Below are 18,373 nucleotides of genomic sequence, written 5' to 3' on the forward strand. Positions count from 1 at the left end.
GCCCTTGCAATGAACACCGATGGCCGGCCCGGAACAAACCCCCTGCACTCCAGTCCAACCCCTCGTTTCCCGGCCATTCCGGCCGACGAGGTCCCTCCCGATGAAAGCATTCACCCTGGCAACCCTGATGACCCTGGCCGCAAGCCCGGTGTTCGCCTTCAACCTCAGCGACGCGGCCAATGCCGTCTCGGCCATGCAGAACCAGAATCAACAGGGCCAGGTGCAGGCGCCGGCCGGCCAGGCCAACCTGCTCAACACCTTGGGCAGCGAGTTGAAGATCACCCCCGAACAGGCCATCGGCGGCGCCGGGGCAATGCTGGGGCTGGCGCGCAACAACCTCAGCGGTGACGACTATGGGCAACTGACCAAGGCTGTGCCGGGGCTGGACCTGCTGTCCGGCACCAATGCGCTGGGTGGTTTGAGCGGGTTGGGGCAGTTGCTCGGCAATGACAAGAACAGCTCTGCACTGAGCAATGCGCTGGGCGGCGAGGTCCAGAACCGCAACGACCTGGATACTGCCTTCAAGGCGCTGGGCATGGATACCGGGATGATCGGGCAGTTCGCGCCGTTGATCCTGCAGTACCTGGGGCAGCAGGGGATTGCCGGGTCGTTGTTGCAGAATCTGGGGAGTTTGTGGAATAGCCCTGCGCCGTTGAGCCAGCCATCGGTCTGAGCGCCAGACGCGGGCAGGGTAGGAGCGGCCTTGTGCCGCGAAAGGGCTGCGTAGCAGCCCCGGGATTGATGCATCAACGCTGAAACCCTGCGGCCCTTTCGCGGCACAAGGCCGCTCCTACAAGGGACCGCGAAATGCTGTAGGCGCGGGCTTCAGCGCATCTCGGCGCGCAACTGCTCGATCCGCTGGTCCTTCTCCAGCCACAGCTGGTTCACCCAGGCCTGCACGGTCTGGCGGAAGGCCGGGTCGTTCTCGTAGTCGCCCTCGCTCAGCGCCGGGTCCAGTTCGCGCACGCGGATGTCGATGATCACCCGGCTAATGCTGCCATTGAGCAGGTCCCAGAACCCCGGCGCCTTGTCGCCCGGATAGACGATGGTCACATCGAGCAGCGCATCCAGCTGCTCGCCCAGCGCCGCCAGGACGAAGGCCACGCCGCCGGCCTTGGGCTTGAGCAGGTGGCGGTAGGGCGACTGCTGCTGTTGGCGCTTGGCCTCGGTGAAACGGGTGCCTTCGAGGTAGTTGACCACGGTCACCGGCTGGCGCTTGAACAGCTCGCAGGCGGCCTTGGTGATCTCCAGGTCCTTGCCCTTGAGTTCGGGGTGCTTGTCGAGGAAGGCCTTGCTGTAGCGCTTCATGAACGGGTAATCCAGGCCCCACCAGGCCAGGCCCAGCAGCGGTACCCAGATCAGCTCCTTCTTGAGGAAGAACTTGAAGAACGGCACGCGGCGGTTGAGGCTCTCGATCAGCGCCGGGATATCGACCCAGGTCTGGTGGTTGCTCACGCACAGGTACGAGGTGTCTTGGCGCAGGGTGTCGACACCACGGATATCCCACTGGGTGGGGATGCACAGGGCAAAGATGGCCTTGTCGACTTCCGACCAGGTCTCGGCGATCCACATCACCGCGGCCGACGCGTAGTCGCGGCCACGGCCGGGCAGTACCAGCTTGAGCAGGGCGAAGACCAGCAACGGGCCGATCATCACCAGGGTGTTGAGCAGCAGCAGGGTAAGGGTGAGGGTGCCGGTCAGCAGGCGACGCATAAGGAGACTCTTGTTGGTGTGAGGTAAACGGTGGCTAATGATAAGCAGGGCAGTGGCCTACGCCAAACGTCGTACGTCCATTAACTGGGACAAATGTTTCACATTGTGTTGTTTACCCTGTTGCAACGAACCTATCCTGCCTGCGCAGTCTAAGCACTGACCCCTCTCAAGGAAGCCTGCCCCGTGAAACCCCTGCTTGCCCTGCTGTCCCTTCTGGCGCTGCCGGTGATGGCCGCCGAGCCCACCCTGTACGGTCGCTACGAGAACATCGCCCTGCCGGAGATCGGTGAAACCCTCAAGGCCAAGATGGACACCGGTGCCTACACCGCGTCGCTGTCGGCCAAGGATATCGAGCTGTTCACCCGCGATGGCGAGGACTGGGTGCGTTTTCGCCTGGCCACCAGGGATGCCGACGGCAAGGTCTACGAACACAAGCTGGCGCGCATCAGCAAGATCAAGAACCGAGCCGACGAGGAAGAAGAAGGCGAAGCCCCCGAGCTGTCACGCCGCCCGGTGGTCGACCTGGAGCTGTGCCTGGGCGACGTGAAGCGTACCGTGGAGGTCAACCTGGTCGACCGCAGCAGCTTCAACTACCCGCTGCTGGTGGGCGCCAAGGCCCTGCGCGAGTTCAAGGCGGCGGTGAACCCGGCGAAGAAGTTCACGGCGGGCAAGCCGGACTGCTGATTTCGCATTGGGGGCGCTTCGCGCCCCTTTCGCGGCACAAGGATTGCGCTGGCTGGCGGACTTGCTTCACAGTCCAGCCTTTGCCCCAGCAAGGCCGGACGCCATGCCCCACATCCTCATCGTCGAAGACGAATCCGCCATCGCCGACACCCTGGTCTACGCGCTGCAGGCCGACGGCCACAGCACCGAGTGGGTGACCCTCGGCAGCGCCGCCGTCGAGCAGCAGCGCCTGCGTCCGGCCGACCTGGTGATCCTTGACATCGGCCTGCCCGACATCAGTGGCTTCGAGACCTGCCGCCAGCTGCGCCGCTTCAGCGAGGTGCCGGTGATGTTCCTCAGCGCCCGCGACGCCGAGATCGACCGGGTGCTGGGCCTGGAGATCGGCGCCGACGACTACGTGGTCAAGCCCTTCAGCCCCCGTGAGGTGGCGGCGCGGGTACGGGCCATCCTCAAGCGCATGGCGCCCAGGTCGGACGCGACCAGCGAAAGCACGCCATTCCAGCTCGACACCCTGGCCATGCGCATCAGCTACCGTGGCCAGGCGCTGACGCTGACCCGCCACGAGTTCCGCCTGCTGCAGAGCCTGCTCGAGCAACCGCGCCGGGTATTCAGCCGCGAACAGCTGCTCGACGGCTTGGGCGTGGCCTCGGACGTCGGCTACGAGCGCACCATCGACAGCCATATCAAGAGCCTGCGCGCCAAGCTGCGCCAGGTCGCCCCCGACGCCGAGGCGATCCAGACCCACCGCGGCCTGGGCTACAGCTACAGCCCGGAACACGCCTGATGCGCTTGGGGATTCGCATTTTCCTGGTGTACTTCCTGTTCGTCGGCCTGGCGGGCTACTTCCTGCTCAACACGGTGCGCGAGCAGATCCGCCCGGTGGTGCGGCAGTCATCGGAAGAAACCCTGGTGGACACCGCCAACCTGCTAGCCGAGATCCTGCACGACGATGTGAAGAACGGTACCCTGACCCAGAGCCGCCTGTCGCAGGTGCTCGCCTCCTATGGCGAGCGGCGCCCCAGCGCGCAGATCTGGGGGCTGGCGAAGAACCAGGTCAGCCACCGCATTTACGTGACCGACGCCAAGGGCATCGTCCTGCTCGACTCCAGCGGCCAGGACCTGGGCAAGGACTACTCGCGCTGGAACGATGTCTACCTGACCCTGCGCGGCCAGTACGGCGCCCGCTCGACCCGCAGCGACCCGGACGACGAAAGCACCTCGGTCATGCATGTGGCAGCGCCGATCCTCGACCAGGGCCAGATCATCGGTGTGGTCACGGTGGCCAAGCCCAACAGCTCGTTGCAGCCCTACATCGACCGCTCCGAGCGGCGCCTGCTCACCCTTGGGTTGGGGTTGATCGTGCTGGGGCTGCTGGTCGGCGCGGCATTGTCGTGGTGGCTGACCCGCTCGCTGCGCCGGCTCACCCACTACGCCCAGGCAGTCAGCGAGGGCGAGCGCGCCGCGCTGCCGCACTACAAGGGCGGCGAGCTGTTGCAACTGGCCACGGCGGTGGAGCGCATGCGCACCCAGCTGGAGGGCAAGGCCTATGTCGAGCGCTATGTGCATACGCTCACCCATGAGCTCAAGAGCCCGTTGGCGGCGATCCGCGGCGCCTCGGAGCTGCTGCAGGGCGACATGCCGCAAGAGCAGCGGGCGCGCTTCGCCGGCAATATCGAGCGTGAGAGCGAGCGCCTGCAGCAGATGATCGAGCGGCTGCTCAACCTCGCGCGGGTCGAACAGATGCAGGCACTGGAAGATGAACAGCAGGTGGCGGTGGCGGCGCTGATCGACGAGCTGCTGCTGGCTCATGGCGCGCGGATCGACGGCGCCGGGTTGCAGGTGCGCCAGCGCATTCCGCCGGGCGTCAGGTTGCTGTGCGATCCGTTCCTGATGCGCCAGGCGTTGGCCAACCTGCTGGACAACGCGCTGGATTTCACCCCCGAGCGAGGCGCGCTGGCCTTCGAGCTGGAGCGTGATGGCGAGCGGGTGGCGCTGAGCCTGTTCAACCAGGGGCAGGCAATTCCCGAGTACGCCCTGGGGCGGGTCAGCGAACGGTTCTATTCGTTGCCGAGGCCCGGGACCGGACGCAAGAGCACCGGGCTGGGGCTGAACTTCGTGGCTGAGGTGATGCAACTGCATGGTGGGGCGCTGGCGGTGGACAACGTCGAGGGTGGGGTGCGGGTGAGGTTATGGCTGCCTGCGCGTCGACTCAGCTGAGAGGCAGGTACCCTGTGGGAGCGGGCTTGCCCCGCGATAAGGCCAGCCCAGGCAACATCACTGCCTGATCGGGCCTTATCGCGGGGCAAGCCCGCTCCCACGGTGTGTGGCCATCCAAGCAATCTCCACACAATCTCCACATTCCCTCCCCAAGGGCTCCACGCGGCGGGCAGACACTGCCCACATCGCAAACGGAGCCCAACCCCATGAACAAGACCCTAGGTTTCAAGCTTGGCCTGATCGCCGTGCTGATCCTGCTGTTGCTGATTCCCCTGCTGATGATCGGCGGCCTGATCGACGAGCGCCAGCAACTACGCAATAACGTGCTGGGCGAGATCGCCGCGAGCTCCAGCTTCGACCAGCTGGTCAGCGGTCCGGTGCTGGTGGTGCCCTATCGCAAGTTCGACCGGCGCTGGATCGACAAGGACGGCACGAGCGTCCAGGAGACCACCACGATGCACGGCAACCTCTACTTCCTGCCGGAAACCTTCGCGATGGATGTGGGCGTCGATACCGAGCTGCGCGCCCGCGGCATCTACCAGGCGCGGTTGTTCCATGCCAAAAGCCAGATCAGCGGTCGCTTCAAGCTGCCCGAGCGCTGGGGTATCGAGAAGGACTACGACGACTACCGCTTTGACAAGCCGTTCCTGATGGTCGGCATCAGCGATATTCGCGGCATCGAGAACAGTCTGGAGCTTACCCTGGATGACCAGCGCCTGCCGTTCGAGGCCGGCAGCGGCGTCGACTGGTTGCCTGGCGGCGTGCATGTGGCCCTGCCGCAATTGAGCGAGCAGAAGGCCCGCGAGTTCGACTACGCCTTCGACCTGGCCCTGCTGGGCACCGGCCAGCTGGCGGTACTGCCGGTCGGCCGCAGCACCACGGTGGACATGCGCGCCAACTGGCCTCACCCGAGCTTCGTCGGCAGCTACCTGCCCAGCCGCCGTGCCATCGATGAAAAGGGCTTCAGCGCCCACTGGCAGACCTCGTTCTTCGCCACCAACCTGGAAGAATCCATGCGCCTTTGCGCGACCGTCGGCAAGTGTGGCGACTTCAACGAGCGTGCTTTTGGCGTCAGCTTCGTCGACCCGGTGGACCAGTATCTCAAGAGCGAACGGGCGATCAAGTATGCGCTGCTGTTCATCGCCCTGACCTTTGCCGGCTTCTTCCTGTTCGAGGTACTGAAGAACCTCAGCGTGCACCCGGTGCAGTACATCCTGGTGGGCGTGGCCCTGGCGTTCTTCTACTTGCTGTTGCTGTCGCTGTCCGAGCACTTGGGGTTTGGCCTGGCCTATGGGCTGTCGGCGTCAGGGTGCGTGCTGCTGATTGGCTTTTACCTGGTTCATGTGCTGCGCAGCCTGGGGCGTGGGATTGGCTTTGCGGCGGGGCTGGCGGCGTTGTACGCGATGCTCTACGGGCTGCTCAGCGCCGAGGACTATGCGCTGCTGATGGGCTCGCTGCTGTGCTTTGGCCTGCTGGGCGTGTTCATGGTGCTGACCCGGCGGCTGGACTGGTCGCGGGTGGGGAAGGGGGTATGAGGGAGGATAGAGAGATCGGGCGGTGGTTGGCCGTGAGGATTGGTCTGTTGTTTCCTGTGGTACCGCGGTGAACTCCGGGGCTGCTGTGCAGCCCTTTCGCGACGCAAGGCCGCTCCTACAGACGATCGCGTAATCCTGTAGGAGCGGCCTTGTGCCGCGAAACGAGGGCGCAGCCCTCGCCGGCGGCGTCTCAGGCTACCGGAGCGGTAGCCACCATCGACGGCCGCTGGCTCACCTCGGCATACCACGCCGCCAGCCCCGGATACTGCCCACGCCAATCGAACTCAGGCTGGCGCAGGTCCAGATACCCCAACGCACAGGCCACCCCGATCGCGGCGATATCGAACCCCGAGGCGATCTCAGCCAGGTGCTCGCGCTCCAGGCTCGCGAGGCTGCGGCGGATCTTATCGCCTTGTGCCTGCACCCAACCGTCCCACTGTTTGTCCGCCGGGCGCAGGAAGGTCTCGTAGCGGGTGGCCACCGCCGCGTCCATGATCGCGTCGGCCTGGGAGGCCAGGGTCAAACGCCGCCAGCGTACCGAGCCCTCGCGGGGGATCAGCGGCAGGCCGACGTGCTGGCTGTCGAGGTACTCGCAGATCACCCGGCTGTCGTGCAGCACGCTGCCGTCGTCCAGGCGCAGGGCCGGGATCTTGCCGATCGGGTTGCCCTGGTTGAGCTGCGCGTCGCCGTTCACCGGGCTGATGTTCACCCCCTGCACGGTGACGCGGCCCAGCTGGCCGGTCTCGTGCAGCACGATCATCACCTTGCGCACGAACGGCGACAGCGGCGAATGGAACAGGATCATGGCTCAGTTGCCCTGCAGGCTGGGTGGCAGGCACACGCCGGTACCGCCGATGCCGCAGTAGCCTTGCGGGTTCTTGGCCAGGTACTGCTGGTGGTAGGCCTCGGCGAAGTACACGGTCGGCGCCTGGGCGATCTCGGTGGTGATCTCGCCGAAGCCGGCCTTGCCCAGCTCGGCCTGGAAGGCGGCCTTGCTCGCGTTGGCTTCATCCAGCTGCTGCGGCGAGGTGCAGTAGATCGCCGAGCGGTACTGGGTACCGACATCGTTGCCCTGGCGCATGCCCTGGGTCGGGTTGTGCAGCTCCCAGAACATCGCCAGCAGCTCGCGGTAGCTGACCCGGTTCTTGTCGAACACCACCAGCACCACTTCGGTGTGGCCGGTCAGGCCCGAGCAGACTTCCTCGTAGGTGGGGTTGGGGGTGAAGCCGCCGGCGTAGCCGACCACGGTGCTGACCACGCCTTCGCGCTGCCAGAAACGGCGCTCGGCGCCCCAGAAGCAGCCCAGGCCGAAGATGGCGAAGTCGATGTCGCCTTCGAAGAACGGGCCGAGCAGCGGCGTGCCTTCGAACACGTAGTGGAACTCGGGCAGGGTCATCGGGGTTTCGCGGCCAGGCAGGGCCTGTTCCGCGGTGGGCAGGACGTTTTTGTTCACCAGGATTTCCGAACGCAGGGTCATGGCCGTTCCTCTGTGTTTTTCAGTGGGATAGGTGTTGGACCCATCGCGGGGCAAGTCGCATCGGCGCACCGCGATGGGGACCGAATGGCTTCTATAGTGCCCGAGCTTTACGCCGCTGTCAGTCCACCGGACCACGGGGATAGCGGCGCAGTTTCTCGTTCAGCTCGCGCCCCGGAATCGGCCGGTCGAACAGGTAGCCCTGGCCGACGTCGCAGCGGTGCCGGCGCAGGAACGCCAGCTGCTCGGGGGTCTCGATGCCTTCGGCGACCACCTTGAGCTTGAGGTTGTGGGCCATGGCCACCACCGCCGAGGTGATCTCCATGTCGTCCTGGTTGTCGGGGATCTCGTTGATGAAACTGCGGTCGATCTTGATGATGTCGATCGGGAACTTCTTCAGGTAGCTCAGCGACGAGTAGCCGGTGCCGAAGTCGTCCATGGCCAGGGTCAGGCCCAGGGCCTTGAGCTCGTCGAGCTGGCGGTGGGTGTCCTCGGTGGCTTCCAGCAGCAGGCCTTCGGTCAGTTCCAGTTCCAGCAGGTGCGGCGGCAGGGCTTCCTCCTTGAGGATGCTGCCGATCGAGCTGACCAGCTCGGGGTCGGAGAACTGCTTGGGCGACAGGTTGATGGCCACGTGCAGGTTGCCGAAGCCGGCTTCGCGCAGCTGCTGGCTCATGCGGCAGGACTGGCGCACCACCCACTTGCCGATGGGGATGATCAGGCCGGTTTCCTCGGCCACGCTGATGAACTGGTCGGGGCGGATCATGCCGCGCTCGGGGTGGTTCCAGCGCAGCAGCGCCTCCAGGCCGAGCAGGCGGCCGCTGCGCAGGCACAGCTTGGGCTGGTAGAACACTTCCAGTTCATTCTGGGTCAGGGCGCGGCGCAGGTTGTTCTCGACGAACAGCTTGTAGCTGGCCTCGGCGTTGAGCACTTCGGTGAACACCTGGACCTGGTGCTTGCCGTTGGCCTTGGCCTTGTGCAGGGCCAGGCCCGCGTTCTTCATCAGGGTGGCCGGGTCGCTGCCGTGCAGCGGCGCGCAGGCCAGGCCCACGGAGGCGGTGACGTTGATCAGCTGGTTGTCGACGAACATCGGTTTGTCGAGGGTGCGCAGCAGCTGGTGGGCGACGCCCTGGCCATCTTCCAGGCTGGTGTCGTCCAGCAGCACGGCGAACTCGTTGCTGGCGAAGCGCGCCAGGCTGCCGCCGTTGGCCAGGCTGTTGCGCAGGCGCCGGGCCAGGCTGATCAGCAGCTTGTCGCCGGTCTGGTGGCCGAGGCTGTCGTTGATCCGCTTGAAGTTGTCGATGTCCACCAGCAGCAGGCAGATGGGGCTGGCGCTGTCGCGGGCGAAGCGCTCGTCGAGGTTGCGGATGAACGCCGGGCGGTTGCCCAGGTTGGTCAGGTTGTCGGTGTAGGCCAGGCGCTCGATGCGCTGCTGGGCCAGCTTGGTCTGGGTGACATCCTCGTAGATGCCGATGTAGTGGGTCAGCTCGCGGTTGTCGCCGTATACCTTGGAGATCGACAGCTGGCCCCAGTACGGCTCGAGGTTCTTGCGCCGGCTCTTGAACTCGCCCTGCCAGCTGTTGCCCATGGCCAGGCTCGACGGCGAGTCGAACAGCAGCTCGCTCAGGTTTTCCAGCGCCGGCAGTTCGGCCAGGTGATGGCCCTGGACCTCCTCGGTGCTGTACTGGGTGATCGCGGTGAAGCTGGGGTTGACGTATTCCACCACGCCGTCGCGGTTGACCAGCAGGAAGGCGCTGGCGCTCTGTTCCACGGCGCGCTGGAACAGGTGCAGGGCGCTGGCGGCGGTGCGTCGGTTGTGGTTGTTGATGACCTGGGCGAACTGGTCGGCCAGCTCACCGGCGAAGGCGATCTCGTCCGATTGCCAGGCCCGTGGCTGGCCGGTCTGCTCCAGGCACAGCACGCCGACCACCTGGCCGTCGATGCGGATACTGGCATCGAGCATGGCGTTGTCGTCGGTGCTGTACAGCGATTCGGCCATCTCGCGGGTGCGCGGGTCGTGGCTGGCGTTGTGGGCGTCGATGGCGCGGCTGGCGTGCAGGGCTTCCAGGTAGTCCGGGAAGCGGCTGGCGTCGATCGCCTCGGGCATGCGGTGCTGTTGGTCACGGCTGTACCAGGCGCTGATCGGCTCCAGGCGCTGATCGTTCAGGTACCAGATGCTGGCGCAGTCGACCTTGTAGATCTCGCAGGCGCTGCGGGTGATCAGCTCGGCGGCTTCGAGCAGCGAGTTGCCGATGCTGTAGCGCTGGCGGGCCAGGCGCAGGATCAGGTCCTGCTGGGCGCGCACCCTGTCCAGGTGCTCGAGCTGCTCCTGCTGGGCGCGCTGGTTCAGTTGCAGGGCCAGTTGCAGGCGGCTGTTGCGCGACTCCAGGTCGTTGGCGTCGAGGTCCGGGGTATCCTGGCGGTGGTCGTCGAACACCGTCAGGTAGCCGCGCAGCAATTGACGGTTGTGCTGCTTGTAGCTTTCCCCGACCTCCAGCAGGCGCAGTGGCGCCGGGCAGGCGTGCAGGGTGTAGCGCACCCGGTAGTAGCCGCGCTGGGCCAGCTGCAGCTGGATCTCGTCGTGCAGCTTGTAGCGTGCTTCCGGCTCCATGAGGCTGGCGTAGGGCGAGCCGATCAGGGCGCAGAGCTCGGCGGCGGGCAGGCCGAACTGGCGGTCGCAGGCCGGGTCGAGGTAAAGCATGGCCCAGCTGGCTTCGTTCAGCCGCTCGAAACGCAGCATGCCGAGCCGCGAGGGCACGGGAAGCTGCGTCACGACCTCGGCCGCCACACGGCTGGCGGCATCGGGTTGGCTTTTCATCGAAGACTCGCTTGAACTGGGGCGCGGCCTGGAGCACGGCGCATCGGGCAAGGTTGCATCATGTCCCGTGGGCTGGCAAGCGGCCATGGGGGATGCTGTGAACAGGTTGTCGGCTGCTCTTGCAGAATCTGTAGGACCGGCGGGCGGCAGACGATCGCATCCCCCTGTAGGAGCGGCCTTGCGCCGCGAAAAGAGGGCAAAGCCGTCCCAGCAATCCCGGGCAAAAAAAAGCCCCGCCAATTGGCGGGGTTGAGGTACGAGCGTGGCAGCTCGAAAACGGTGCTGCCCCTCGAGTGAGGGGCAGCGTGCAGCTATTACAGCAGCATGGTGCGGATATCGCCCAGCACGTCGCCCAGGCGCTTGGTGAAGCGCGCGGCGGCGGCGCCGTTGATCACACGGTGATCGTAGGACAGCGACAGCGGCAGCATCAGCTTCGGCTGGAAGGCCTTGCCGTCCCAGACCGGCTGCATGGTGGCCTTGGACACACCGAGGATCGCCACCTCAGGCGCGTTGACGATCGGCGTGAAGCCGGTGCCGCCAATGTGGCCGAGGCTGGAGATGGTGAAGCAGGCGCCCTGCATCTCGTCGGCCGAAAGCTTCTTGGTGCGGGCTTTCTCGGCCAGTGCAGCGGCTTCGGCAGCCAGTTGCAGCAGGCTCTTCTGGTCGACGTTCTTGATCACCGGGACCAGCAGGCCGTCCGGGGTGTCCACGGCGAAGCCGATGTGCACGTACTTCTTGCGGATGATCGCCTTGCCGCTTGGCGCCAGCGAGCTGTTGAAGTCCGGCAGTTCCTTGAGCAGGAAGGCGCAGGCCTTGAGCAGCAGCGGCAGCACGGTCAGCTTGACGCCAGCCTTCTCGGCCACGGCCTTCTGCGCGACGCGGAAGGCTTCCAGCTCGGTGATGTCGGCGGAGTCGAACTGGGTCACGTGCGGCACGTTCAGCCAGCTGCGGTGCAGGTTGGCGGCACCGACCTGCATCAGGCGGGTCAGGGCCACTTCTTCCACTTCGCCGAACTTGCTGAAGTCCACGGCAGGGATCGGCGGGATGCCGGCACCACCGGTAGCACCGGCGGCTGGAGCTTCCTTGGCCTTCTGCATCATGGCCTTGACGTAGACCTGCACGTCTTCCTTGAGGATACGGCCGTGCGGACCGGTGGCGGCAACAGCGCCCAGGTCGACGCCGAATTCACGGGCCAGCTGACGAACGGCCGGGCCTGCATGAACCTTGGCGTTGCTGCCGGCGGCCGGTGCGGTGGCGACCGGCGCTGGAGCAGGCGCAGCAGCCGGCGCGGCGGCGGCAGGTGCAGCGGCTGGGGCAGCAGCGGCAGCCGGAGCAGCAGCGGCCGGAGCCGGCGCTGCAGCAGGGGCGGCGCCTGCGGCCTTGATCTTGAAGATCAGGTCGCCGGTGCCCACTTCGTCTTCCAGCTTGCACAGCACGGCTTCGATCACACCGGCGCTAGGCGACGGGATCTCCATGGAGGCCTTGTCGGACTCCAGGGTGATCAGCGACTGGTCGGCTTCGACGGTGTCGCCGACCTTGACCAGCACTTCGATGATCTTGGCCTTGCCCGACGAGCCGATGTCCGGCACGTGGATGTCCTGCACGCTGGCGGCAGCCGGGGCTGCGGCCGGAGCGGGAGCAGGGGCGGCTTCGGCGGCAGGCGCGGGAGCCGCAGCCTGGGCAGGCGCGGCGGCCGGAGCCTCAGGCGCCGCAGCGGCGCCCTCGACTTCCAGGACCAGCAGCTCGTCGCCTTCTTTCAGGCGGTCGCCCAGCTTGACCTTCAGTTCCTTGACCACACCGGCCTTCGGCGCGGGGATCTCCATGGAGGCCTTGTCGGACTCCAGGGTCAGCAGGCTCTGGTCAGCCTCGATACGGTCACCGACCTTGACGAACAGCTCGATGATTTCACCTTCACCGCTGCCGATGTCAGGTACGCGAATGAGTTCGCTCACTTAAAAATACTCCTCAGCAGTCCAGTGGGTTGCGCTTGTCCGGATCGATACCGAACTTGACGATGGCGTCAGCCACAACCTTGGGTTCGATCTCGCCACGGTCAGCCAGGGCTTCCAGGGCAGCCAGCACCACGAAGTGGCGGTCGACTTCGAAGAAGTGACGCAGCTTCTTGCGGCTGTCGCTGCGACCGTAACCGTCGGTACCCAGGACCTTGAACTCTTTGCTCGGCACCCACTGGCGAATCTGCTCGGCGAACAGCTTCATGTAGTCGGTGGAGGCGATGACCGGGCCCTTGCGACCGGCCAGGCACTCTTCGACGTAGGTCTTCTGAGGCTTCTGGCCAGGCTTGAGGCGGTTGGCGCGTTCCACGGCCAGGCCGTCGCGACGCAGTTCGTTGAAGCTGGTGACGCTCCACACGTCGGCACCGACGTTGAACTCTTCACGCAGGATCTTCGCGGCCTCGCGGACTTCGCGCAGGATGGTGCCGGAGCCCATCAGCTGTACGTGGTGCGCGGCTTCGCGGGTGTCTTCTTCCAGCAGGTACATGCCCTTGATGATGCCGTCCTCGACACCGGCCGGCATGGCTGGCTGCTGGTACGACTCGTTCATCACGGTAATGTAGTAGAAGATGTCCTGTTGCTCTTCGGTCATCTTCTTCATGCCGTCCTGGATGATCACCGCCAGCTCGTAGCCGTAGGTCGGATCGTAGGTGCGGCAGTTCGGGATGGTGCCCGCCATCATGTGGCTGTGACCGTCTTCGTGCTGCAGGCCTTCACCGTTGAGGGTGGTACGGCCGGCGGTACCGCCGATCAGGAAGCCACGGGTGCGGCTGTCGCCAGCGGCCCAGGCCAGGTCGCCAATACGCTGGAAGCCGAACATCGAATAGAAGATGTAGAACGGCAGCATCGGCTGGTTGTGGCAGCTGTACGAGGTACCGGCAGCGATGAACGACGACATGGCGCCGGCTTCGTTGATGCCTTCCTCGAGGATCTGGCCCTTCTTGTCTTCGCGGTAGAACATCACCTGGTCTTTATCGACTGGCTCGTAGAGCTGGCCGACCGACGAGTAGATGCCCAGCTGGCGGAACATGCCTTCCATACCGAAGGTACGGGCTTCGTCCGGGATGATCGGGACGATGCGCTGGCCGATGTCCTTGTCCTTGACCAGCTGCGCCAGAATACGCACGAAGGCCATGGTGGTGGAGATTTCGCGGTCGCCCGAGCCGTCCAGGATCGCTTTCAGCGTTTCCAGTGGCGGGGTCGGCACGCTGAAGCTCTTGGCGCGGCGCTGTGGCACGAAACCGCCCAGGGCGGCGCGGCGCTCGGCCAGGTACTTGGCTTCGGCGGAGCCTTCTTCGGGCTTGAAGAACGGCAGGTTCTCCAGATCCGCATCCTTGACCGGGATGTCGAAGCGGTCACGGAAGTGACGCAGGCTGTCGACGTCGACCTTCTTGGTGTTGTGCGCGGTGTTCTTGGCTTCGCCGGCACCGGTACCGTAACCCTTGATGGTCTTGGCCAGGATGACGGTCGGCTGCTCTTTGTGGTTCACAGCCTGGTGGTAGGCCGCGTAGACCTTGTACGGGTCGTGGCCGCCACGGTTGAGCTTCCAGATCTCGTCGTCGGACAGGTCTTCGACCATGGCCTTGAGCTCTGGGGTGTTGAAGAAGTTTTCGCGAACGTACGCGCCGTCTTTGGCTTTGTAGTTCTGGTACTCGCCGTCGATGACCTCGTCCATGCGGCGCTGCAGGGCACCGTTGGTGTCCTTGGCCAGCAGTGGGTCCCAGAAGCGGCCCCAGACGACCTTGTTGACGTTCCAGCCACCGCCGCGGAACACGCCTTCGAGTTCCTGGATGATCTTGCCGTTGCCGCGAACCGGGCCGTCGAGGCGCTGCAGGTTGCAGTTGATGACGAAGATCAGGTTGTCCAGCTTCTCGCGGCCAGCCAGGGCGATCGCGCCCAGGGATTCCGGCTCGTCGCACTCGCCGTCGCCCATGAAGCACCAGACCTTCTGCTTGCCGGCCGGGATGAAGCCGCGCGCTTCCAGGTACTTCATGAAGCGAGCCTGGTAGATCGCCTGGATCGGGCCCAGACCCATCGATACGGTCGGGAACTGCCAGAAGTCAGGCATCAGCCAGGGGTGCGGGTACGAAGACAGGCCCTTGCCGTCCACTTCCTGACGGAAGTTGTTCATCTGCTCTTCGTTGATGCGGCCTTCCATGAAGGCGCGGGCGTAGACGCCTGGCGAAGCGTGGCCCTGGAAGAAGATCAGGTCGCCGCCGTGTTCGTCGGTCGGGGCCTGGAAGAAGTAGTTGAAGCCGATGTCGTACAGGGTGGCGCTGGAGGCGAAGCTGGAGATGTGTCCGCCCAGGTCCGAGTCTTTCAGGTTGGTGCGCATGACCATGGCCAGGGCGTTCCAACGCACCATCGAGCGGATGCGGCGTTCCATGAACAGGTCGCCAGGCATGCGTGCTTCGTGGGTGACAGGGATGGTGTTGCGGTACGGCGTGGTGATGGCATACGGCAGCTGCGAGCCACTACGGGTGGCCAGCTCGCCCATACGGGTCATCAGGTAATGAGCGCGGTCTTCGCCTTCTTTGTCGAGGACCGACTCCAGGGCATCCAGCCATTCCTGGGTTTCGATTGGATCGAGGTCTTGCATGGCTTGCTCCAGGGCGGAAAGGCCACCAGAATCGATGGCCTGAGTTTGCGACTGGCCTTATGGGCAGACGTCGTGAATTCTTGGATTACCGGACAGTCATCCGGCGCGGTGTAGTTTTACTACAAATGCTTTCTCATTTCATGCTTTGGCAGGTCATGAGTAGTAGTAAAACTACACAAATGCGACGTTTGGTCGCATCCCGGGTTGTGGGGAAAAACGTTCATGTTGGTTGGTGGTGTGTCGCTAGCAGGTGAATCTTGATGGGTTTTGCCAAATTTTTGATTATTTCAGCTATTTCCAACTTTTGTACGACAGTCCAACCGTGGTCCAACCCCCGTTTGACCTCTGCAACCGCTCTCTTTCACGCCGATCAAGGATAGACCATGCGCCTGCCTTTGCCGCTCGATCTGCCTGCCGCCCTCCAACCGCTGGTCGCTCGCAACCAGCAATTCCTGCGCGATGCCCTGGCAGGTCATCCTGACCTGGATCTGGACAGCCTGAGTGCCGAGCACCGAAACCAGTTCGACCAGGTCGCCGCCGCCAGCGACTTCGTCCTGGCCCAGGCCCAGCGTGAGCCGGCGATGCTGTTCGAGCTGCTGACCAGCGGCGTGATGGACCAGGCGTTCGCGCCTGGCCAGCTGCGCGCGCAGATCAACGCCGTGGCCCAGGCTGCCCAGAATGAGGACGAGCTGGCGCGCAATCTGCGCCGCGAGCGCAACCGCCAGCAGTTGCGCATCATCTGGCGCGACATTACCCGCCAGGCTTCGTTGCCCGAAACCTGCCGCGACCTGTCCGACCTGGCCGACGCCAGCATCGACGAAGCCTATCAATGGCTGTACCCGCGCCACTGCCAGCAGTTCGGCACGCCCATCGGCAACCGCAGCGGCCAGCCCCAGCACCTGGTGGTGCTGGGCATGGGCAAGCTGGGCGCGGTGGAACTGAACCTGTCGTCCGACATCGACCTGATCTTCGCCTTCCCCGAGGGCGGCGAAACCGAAGGGGTCAAGCGCTCGCTGGATAACCAGGAGTTCTTCACCCGCCTGGGCCAGCGCCTGATCAAGGCGCTCGACCCGGTCACCGTCGACGGCTTCGTGTTCCGCGTCGACATGCGCCTGCGCCCCTATGGCTCGGCCGGCGCACTGGTGCTCAGCTTCAATGCCCTGGAGCAGTACTACCAGGACCAGGGGCGCGACTGGGAGCGCTACGCCATGATCAAGGCGCGGGTGGTCGCTGGCGACCAGGTGGCCGGCGCGCAGTTGCAGGAGATGCTGCGGCCGTTCGTCTACCGGCGCTACCTGGACTTCTCCGCCATCGAGGCGCTGCGCACCATGAAGCAGCTGATCCAGCAGGAAGTGCGGCGCAAGGGCATGGCCGACAACATCAAGCTCGGTGCCGGCGGCATTCGCGAGGTGGAGTTCATCGCCCAGGCGTTCCAGCTGATCCACGGCGGGCGTGACCTGAGCCTGCAGCAGCGGCCGTTGCTCAAGGTGCTGACCACCCTGGAAGGGCAGGGCTACCTGCCGCCGGCCGTGGTCGCCGAGCTGCGCGACGGCTATGAATTCCTGCGCTACACCGAGCACGCGATCCAGGCCATCGCCGATCGCCAGACCCAGATGCTGCCGGACGATCCGACCGATCGTGAGCGCATCGCCTACATGCTCGGCTTCGCCGACTGGGACAGCTTCCACGGGCAATTGGTGCACTGGCGTGGGCGCATCGACTGGCACTTTCGTCAGGTCATCGCCGACCCGGATGAAGATGAAGCCGAGGGCGAGCTGGTGGTCGGCGGCGAGTGGTCACCCCTGTGGGAGCAAGCCCAGGATGAAGACGCCGCCTCCCGCCAGTTGGACGAAGCCGGCTTCCGGCAGCCGGCCGAGGCCCTGCGCCGCCTGGCCGCGCTGCGCGCCAGCCCGACCCTGCGCTCGATGCAGCGCATCGGTCGCGAGCGCCTGGACGCCTTCATTCCGCGGCTGCTGGCCCAGGCGGTCGAGCACGACAACCCCGACCTGGTGCTGGAGCGGGTGCTGCCATTGGTCGAGGCCGTGGCGCGGCGCTCGGCCTACCTGGTGCTGCTCACCGAGAACCCCGGCGCCCTGCGCCGCCTGCTGACCTTGTGCGCCGCCAGCCCATGGATCGCCGAGCAGATGGCCCGCTACCCGCTGCTGCTCGACGAACTGCTCAACGAGGGCCGGTTGTTCAGCCCGCCGCTGGCGCCGGAGCTGGCCGCCGAGCTGCGCGAGCGCCTGACGCGCATCCCCGAGGACGACCTGGAACAGCAGATGGAGGCCCTGCGCCACTTCAAGCTGGCCCACAACCTGCGCGTGGCCGCCTCGGAGATCAGCGGCAACCTGCCCTTGATGAAGGTCAGCGACTACCTGACCTGGCTGGCCGAGGCGATTCTCGACCAGGTGCTGGCCCTGGCCTGGCGCCAGACCGTGGCGCGCCATGGCCAGCCTAAGCGCAGCGACGGCAGCCTGTGCGACCCGGGCTTCATCATCGTCGGCTACGGCAAGGTCGGCGGCCTGGAGCTGGGTCACGGTTCGGACCTGGACCTGGTGTTCATCCACGATGGCGACCCGAATGCCGAAACCGACGGCGCCAAACCCATCGACAGCGCGCAGTTCTACACCCGCCTGGGCCAGCGCATCATCCACCTGCTGACCACCCAGACCAACTCCGGCCAGCTTTACGACGTGGACATGCGCCTGCGCCCCTCCGGCGCCTCGGGGCTGCTGGTCAGCTCGCTGGGCGCCTTCGAGCGCTACCAGCAGAACGAGGCCTGGACCTGGGAGCACCAGGCCCTGGTGCGGGCCCGCGTATTGGTGGGTTGCAAGCAGGTGGCGACGGCGTTCGAAGCGGTGCGGGCGCAGGTTCTCGGCCAGCCCCGCGACCTCGACAAGCTGCGCGTCGAAGTCAGCGAAATGCGCGCCAAGATGCGCGACAACCTGGGCACCAAGGCCACTGCCGCCGGCACTGCGGGCAACGCTTTCGAGGCCGGCCAGCCGTTCGATATCAAGCAGGATGCCGGCGGTATCGTGGATATCGAATTTATGGTGCAATACGCCGCTTTGGCCTGGTCCCACGACCATCCGGCCATACTGCGCTGGACCGATAACATCCGCATCCTCGAAGAGCTGGAACAGGCCGGGCTGATGCCCGCCGCCGACGCCGTGCTGCTGCGCGAGGTGTACAAGGCGTTCCGCTCGGCGTCGCACCGCCAGGCCTTGCAGAAGCAGGCCGGGGTGATCGATGCGGCGCAGTTTGTCGATGAGCGTCGTGAGGTAAGGCGGATCTGGAGTGAACTGGGTCTGACTTGAAATTGTT

At 65.3% G+C, this 18,373-nt stretch carries 12 protein-coding genes; 6 read left to right on the forward strand and 6 right to left on the reverse strand.

Annotated features, from left to right (window positions below; translation table 11 throughout):
• Positions 1-100: 100 nt before the first annotated feature.
• Positions 101-673, forward strand: a complete 573-nt coding sequence (locus HU735_RS04810; RefSeq protein ID WP_186712625.1) for a DUF2780 domain-containing protein — start codon at positions 101-103, stop codon at positions 671-673.
• Positions 674-825: 152 nt separating this feature from the next.
• Here the strand turns inward: HU735_RS04810 and HU735_RS04815 are convergent, their stop codons facing one another.
• Positions 826-1,713: an acyltransferase gene (locus HU735_RS04815; RefSeq protein ID WP_186712626.1), complete on the reverse strand. Its 888-nt coding sequence runs from the start codon at positions 1,711-1,713 to the stop codon at positions 826-828.
• Positions 1,714-1,896: 183 nt separating this feature from the next.
• Here HU735_RS04815 and HU735_RS04820 point away from each other — a divergent pair, with 183 nt between their 5' ends.
• The 4 genes from HU735_RS04820 to creD all read left to right on the forward strand — a co-directional run bounded on the left by HU735_RS04820 (position 1,897) and on the right by creD (position 6,149).
• Complete coding sequence (locus HU735_RS04820; RefSeq protein ID WP_186712627.1) at positions 1,897-2,397, forward strand: RimK/LysX family protein; 501 nt, start codon at positions 1,897-1,899, stop codon at positions 2,395-2,397.
• Positions 2,398-2,500: 103 nt separating this feature from the next.
• Positions 2,501-3,181: a two-component system response regulator CreB gene (creB, locus tag HU735_RS04825; RefSeq protein ID WP_186712628.1), complete on the forward strand. Its 681-nt coding sequence runs from the start codon at positions 2,501-2,503 to the stop codon at positions 3,179-3,181.
• The gene (gene creC / locus HU735_RS04830; RefSeq protein WP_186712629.1) at positions 3,181-4,614 is read left to right on the forward strand and encodes a two-component system sensor histidine kinase CreC; all 1,434 of its coding nucleotides are present in this window, start codon (positions 3,181-3,183) and stop codon (positions 4,612-4,614) included. The genes creB and creC overlap by 1 nt, the downstream gene beginning before the upstream one ends.
• Before the next feature lie 206 nt (positions 4,615-4,820).
• Positions 4,821-6,149 (forward strand): cell envelope integrity protein CreD, encoded by a 1,329-nt coding sequence (creD, locus tag HU735_RS04835; RefSeq protein ID WP_186712630.1) that lies wholly within the window; start codon positions 4,821-4,823, stop codon positions 6,147-6,149.
• Positions 6,150-6,339: 190 nt separating this feature from the next.
• Here creD and HU735_RS04840 read toward each other — a convergent pair whose 3' ends face one another.
• From HU735_RS04840 to aceE, 5 genes are all read right to left on the reverse strand, one after another.
• Positions 6,340-6,954, reverse strand: a complete 615-nt coding sequence (locus HU735_RS04840) for a glutathione S-transferase (protein WP_186712631.1) — start codon at positions 6,952-6,954, stop codon at positions 6,340-6,342.
• A gap of 3 nt (positions 6,955-6,957) precedes the next feature.
• Positions 6,958-7,626, reverse strand: a complete 669-nt coding sequence (gene msrA, locus HU735_RS04845; RefSeq protein ID WP_050703454.1) for a peptide-methionine (S)-S-oxide reductase MsrA — start codon at positions 7,624-7,626, stop codon at positions 6,958-6,960.
• Positions 7,627-7,744: 118 nt separating this feature from the next.
• On the reverse strand, positions 7,745-10,438 hold the full coding sequence (locus HU735_RS04850) for a GGDEF and EAL domain-containing protein (protein ID WP_186712632.1): 2,694 nt from the start codon (positions 10,436-10,438) through the stop codon (positions 7,745-7,747).
• Between the two features lie 314 nt (positions 10,439-10,752).
• Complete coding sequence (gene aceF, locus HU735_RS04855; protein ID WP_186712633.1) at positions 10,753-12,390, reverse strand: dihydrolipoyllysine-residue acetyltransferase; 1,638 nt, start codon at positions 12,388-12,390, stop codon at positions 10,753-10,755.
• A 13-nt stretch (positions 12,391-12,403) separates the two neighbouring features.
• Entirely contained in the window at positions 12,404-15,049 is a 2,646-nt protein-coding gene (gene aceE / locus HU735_RS04860) for a pyruvate dehydrogenase (acetyl-transferring), homodimeric type (protein WP_186712634.1), read from the reverse strand.
• 383 nt (positions 15,050-15,432) lie between these two features.
• Here aceE and glnE point away from each other — a divergent pair, with 383 nt between their 5' ends.
• The gene (glnE, locus tag HU735_RS04865) at positions 15,433-18,366 is read left to right on the forward strand and encodes a bifunctional [glutamate--ammonia ligase]-adenylyl-L-tyrosine phosphorylase/[glutamate--ammonia-ligase] adenylyltransferase (protein ID WP_186712635.1); all 2,934 of its coding nucleotides are present in this window, start codon (positions 15,433-15,435) and stop codon (positions 18,364-18,366) included.
• Positions 18,367-18,373 lie beyond the last annotated feature (7 nt).

The organism is Pseudomonas sp. BW16M2, from assembly GCF_014268865.1.
GTDB classification, from domain to species: domain Bacteria; phylum Pseudomonadota; class Gammaproteobacteria; order Pseudomonadales; family Pseudomonadaceae; genus Aquipseudomonas; species Aquipseudomonas peradeniyensis.

Bases quoted from the DNA above. Each gene is read 5' to 3' on its own strand.
- HU735_RS04810 (WP_186712625.1), top strand. From the start codon at position 101: ATGAAAGCATTCACCCTGGCAACCCTGATGACCCTGGCCGCAAGCCCG.
- HU735_RS04815 (WP_186712626.1), bottom strand. From the start codon at position 1,713: ATGCGTCGCCTGCTGACCGGCACCCTCACCCTTACCCTGCTGCTGCTC.
- creB (WP_186712628.1), top strand. From the start codon at position 2,501: ATGCCCCACATCCTCATCGTCGAAGACGAATCCGCCATCGCCGACACC.
- creC (WP_186712629.1), top strand. From the start codon at position 3,181: ATGCGCTTGGGGATTCGCATTTTCCTGGTGTACTTCCTGTTCGTCGGC.
- creD (WP_186712630.1), top strand. From the start codon at position 4,821: ATGAACAAGACCCTAGGTTTCAAGCTTGGCCTGATCGCCGTGCTGATC.
- HU735_RS04840 (WP_186712631.1), bottom strand. From the start codon at position 6,954: ATGATCCTGTTCCATTCGCCGCTGTCGCCGTTCGTGCGCAAGGTGATG.
- msrA (WP_050703454.1), bottom strand. From the start codon at position 7,626: ATGACCCTGCGTTCGGAAATCCTGGTGAACAAAAACGTCCTGCCCACC.
- HU735_RS04850 (WP_186712632.1), bottom strand. From the start codon at position 10,438: ATGAAAAGCCAACCCGATGCCGCCAGCCGTGTGGCGGCCGAGGTCGTG.
- aceE (WP_186712634.1), bottom strand. From the start codon at position 15,049: ATGCAAGACCTCGATCCAATCGAAACCCAGGAATGGCTGGATGCCCTG.
- glnE (WP_186712635.1), top strand. From the start codon at position 15,433: ATGCGCCTGCCTTTGCCGCTCGATCTGCCTGCCGCCCTCCAACCGCTG.